The sequence below is a fragment of the Rhodoblastus sp. genome (assembly GCF_041915505.1).
Classification (GTDB): Bacteria; Pseudomonadota; Alphaproteobacteria; order Rhizobiales; family Beijerinckiaceae; genus Rhodoblastus.
This window is the reverse complement of record NZ_JAYSBG010000357.1, coordinates 1-3,471: the sequence shown is the minus strand read 5'-3', so window position 1 is coordinate 3,471 and position 3,471 is coordinate 1. Positions and strand designations below refer to the sequence as shown.

Annotated in this window: 6 protein-coding genes; 3 read left to right on the top strand and 3 right to left on the bottom strand. The window is 68.9% G+C overall.

The genetic code is table 11. The features are described from left to right. The coding region (locus tag ACE3S9_RS16880) for a response regulator (RefSeq protein WP_374547641.1) at positions 1 to 304 on the bottom strand (304 nt) is incomplete at its 3' end. Positions 305 to 316: 12 nt separating this feature from the next. Then, on the bottom strand, positions 317 to 850 hold the full coding sequence (locus tag ACE3S9_RS16875) for a PepSY domain-containing protein (protein ID WP_374547640.1): 534 nt from the start codon (positions 848 to 850) through the stop codon (positions 317 to 319). A gap of 222 nt (positions 851 to 1,072) precedes the next feature. Here ACE3S9_RS16875 and ACE3S9_RS16870 point away from each other — a divergent pair, with 222 nt between their 5' ends. From ACE3S9_RS16870 to ACE3S9_RS16860, 3 genes are all read left to right on the top strand, one after another. Then, complete coding sequence (locus ACE3S9_RS16870; protein WP_374547639.1) at positions 1,073 to 1,666, top strand: hypothetical protein; 594 nt, start codon at positions 1,073 to 1,075, stop codon at positions 1,664 to 1,666. Between the two features lie 140 nt (positions 1,667 to 1,806). Next, entirely contained in the window at positions 1,807 to 2,385 is a 579-nt protein-coding gene (locus tag ACE3S9_RS16865) for a DUF1214 domain-containing protein (protein WP_374547638.1), read from the top strand. Continuing rightward, positions 2,382 to 3,011 carry a hypothetical protein gene (locus ACE3S9_RS16860; protein ID WP_374547637.1) on the top strand — a complete coding sequence of 210 codons (630 nt, stop codon included), beginning with the start codon at positions 2,382 to 2,384 and terminating at the stop codon, positions 3,009 to 3,011. The genes ACE3S9_RS16865 and ACE3S9_RS16860 overlap by 4 nt, the downstream gene beginning before the upstream one ends. A gap of 8 nt (positions 3,012 to 3,019) precedes the next feature. On the opposite strand, the gene ACE3S9_RS16855 is transcribed toward ACE3S9_RS16860, so the two are convergent. Beyond that, complete coding sequence (locus ACE3S9_RS16855) at positions 3,020 to 3,211, bottom strand: hypothetical protein (protein ID WP_374547636.1); 192 nt, start codon at positions 3,209 to 3,211, stop codon at positions 3,020 to 3,022. Positions 3,212 to 3,471 lie beyond the last annotated feature (260 nt).

Below are 3,471 nucleotides of genomic sequence, written 5' to 3'. Positions count from 1 at the left end.
GCTTGGCGACATAATCGTCGGCGCCGGCGTCGAAGCCCTTGACCTTTTCGGTCCAGCCGTCGCGGGCGGTGAGGATCAGCACGGGCATGGCCCGGCCCGCCGCGCGCCAGCCGGTGAGGACGGCGATACCGTCCATTTTCGGCAGGCCGATATCGAGCACCACCGCGTCATAAGGCTCGGTGTCGCCCAGAAAATGGCCCTCCTCGCCATCGAGCGCGGAATCCACGGCGTAACCCGCATCCTCCAGCGCGCCGACCAGTTGGCGGTTGAGATCCTTGTCGTCTTCGATCACGAGAAGGCGCACGGTTTTGTCCTTTCAATGCGCGTTCAGGGCGCCGATGACCGCTCCGGTCGCGGCGTTCATGTAAACATGGATCAGCGCGCCGTCGCGGCGCAGCAGGCTGATGTCGTAGATATCGATATCGTTCCAGCGGCACAATTTGCCGGCCAGCGCCTCGGCCTGGGTCATGGCCGAGGCCTTGCGCATCAAGGCGAAGGGCTCGCGCAGATTGGCGCTGACGACGCGCTCGCGGGTCTCGGCGGCGTTGTAGCATTTGCGTGGGCCGGGCGGCGGCGCGGGGCCCGGACCGCCGGGAGGCCCTGCCGGCATGCCGACACGCTCGTCGGGCATTGCGTCCAAAGGCGGGGGCGGCGGCTCGGCCTCATAGACGGGCGGCCCGTCATAGCGCGGTCCGGAGAAACTCGGTCCCCAGAAGCGCGGCCCGCCGAAATAGGGCCCGCCGAAACGCCAGCCGCCGAAATGCGGACCGTCCGCCCAAGCGGCGCCCGCGCCGAGGGAGAACAGCCCGTAAAGGCAGGAGATCATCGCCAGCGCGCGAATTCCGGACATGACGCAGATTGCCCGCGCAAGTCTGAACCAAGTCTGAACGTCTGAACCGGGCCTGAACGGCCCGCCCGGAAAAGGCGGCGAAAGCCGAAAAGACTTTGCGACCATGATCTTGCCCGCGCGGCTTCGTCGACATGAGTTGGCCGGAAAGCGGTCGCGCTTTGGCCGCAATGGCTGCTTTGAATGTACGTCCAGAGTGTCACGAGGTCGACGGGGCTCGCGCTCATGATCCGCATTGTTCAGCACGATTTTTCAAATCCGCCCGGCAGGGTCAAGATCGCCGGCCTTTTCGTCGCCGGCGCCATCGCCTTGGCGGCGCTCGACGCCGGGCTCGCTTTGCAGCCCGCGCCGGTTCCGGCGACGACCACGGCGGCGCGCCTCGCGCCCCCGGAGGAAAGCTCCGGCGTCCACAGCCTGGCCTATTATCCGGAACAATTGGCTGCCTTGAACAGCCTCGCCAGTTTCAGGCCTGAAGCCGAATCGGGCGCCGGCGACATCGCCGCCCAGGCGGTGAGCCCGCCCGCGCCGGTCTTGCCCCCGGTCTCGCAGGCTTCTGCGGCGCCAGGATCCGGCGCGCCAAGCGCGGCCAAGTCCACGCGCCGCGTCGACCAGGCCGCGAAGACAACACCGCCCCACGCGGCGACGGCGTCCGCATCGACGCTCGCCGCCGCGGAACCGGACAGCGTCCGCGTGTTCGGCGTCGCCGTTCCCGGCGGGGCGGAAATCGCGAGCCGCGCCTCGTCGCTGCGTGAAAGCGCCGCGCATTGGGGCGAGGCGACCTGGGAGCTCGGGGCCAAGGCCGCGAGCTTCTGGCGCTGAGCCTTTCGGCCCATCCTCGGGACTGAAGGCGCGAGAGCCTTGCCAGACAATCCGGCTTTATGCCACCAATGCGCCGTTCGCCGAGCGTGAACGGCGCATTTCCGTCCGGCTTGCGCGGCCGGCCGGAACGGGGGTGGAAATTGAACGGTTTGCGAGCCTTGCCTGTCGCCGCCATCGCCGCCGTGGCCCTCGGGCTGGCGGCGACCATCGCGGCGCTGCAAGGCGACCCGCCTTTCGGCGCCGTTCGCATCGGGCCCTGGGCGAGTTGGCCCAATCTCGGTGATTCCGAAATCGACCCCTACGCCCGCGCCGTCGTCGCTGTGGACGGAACCCTACCGATCGGCGCCGGCGAGGGCCTGGCTTTCGTCGCCAAGACCGATAGTGTCGGCGCCCTGCTCGACGCGCGTTGCGATTACCGCATTGCCGGCGGCGCGCCCTCGGCGCGGTTCTGGACGCTCAGCGCCTATGACGTCGACGGCCGCCTGCGCCCCAACGCCGCCGGCCGCTACGGCCTGACCTCCGCCGCTTTGCTGCGCGATTCCGACGGCGGCTTCGCCATCGACGCCTCCCGCGAGGCGCGGCCGGGCAATTGGCTGCCGCTCGGCGAAAAGAGCCGGTTCATTCTCGTACTGCGGGCCTATCAACTGACCAGCAGCGCCGTCGCCGGCGCCTATGAGGGCCTCGTCCTGCCGGAGATTACGCGGGGCGCCTGTTCATGAGCCCGCGCCTGTCCCGACTCGACCGCGCCATCGGCGTCGTTCCCTGGATTCTCGGCGCCCTGCTGGGCGCTGTCGCGCTGCATCTGCTGGCGGTGCTGGCGATGCCGGCGCTGGCGCCCAATTCCGCCTTTCGCGCCCTCGCGCTGCCGCTGCAACCGGGCGAAAAGGAGCTTGTCGCGCGGGCGGCGGCCGAGTCGGGCGGGCCGCGCTTCGCCGACCCGTTCGCGGCGCTCGCGATCTGCCGGTTCGACCTCGCCCGGGGCCCGTTGCGCCTGCGCGCGAGGGCCGATGGCGACCATCCGACTTCCGTCTCGGTCCGGCTCTCCGACGGGGCTGTGATCTATTCCACCAATGACCGGCAGACGCCGCATGGGCGGTTCAATATCCGTATCGTGACCCAGGCCCAGGCCGACGCCGAGGATGCGGCGCCGGACACTGGCGCGGCGGCGGACAATCCGGATCAGGCTAGCGCCGACAAGGACGCCGACGACCTGTTGCGGCTGGTCTCTCCCGGCGCCAGGGGATTTGCGGTCTATCGGGTGCTCGGCTTGCGGGAGGGCGATTACGAGGCGGCGGCGGCCGCGCGCGGCGCCTTCGAATGCGCGGTGGAAAAGCCGGCGCCTTGACGGTTCGGTTACGCGCGCTTTCTGCGCCGCTGGCGGCGCGGCGTCGCGCCGGCCGGATCGCGCTTGCGCGGCCCGTCCGGGCCGTCGTCGTGACGCTCGTAGCGAACGCCCAGGAAGAACAGAATCTGCGCCGGGCCGTCCTGCGGAACGGCTGCGATGCGGGGCCGCATTTCGCGGCGGAATGGCACGATTTCGCCCATGGCTCTCGTCCTCGACCGGCCGCCCGCCGAATCGATCCAGCGCGCGTGCCGAAAAAAATCAAAGGGCGCATTCGTTAAAAATCAGGACTGCGAAGGCCCCGTTCCCATTAATCCTTCGCCATGGTTAATGATGTGTCAATAAAGCTCGGCTAGCGTGGGCTTATCCGAAAAATTTCGGGATCCCGTTCCATGCCGACCGACATTTACGCCCGCCTGCGCGACCTCGCCGCTTCCGCCGAGGCCAAGCCCAGCGAAATGCG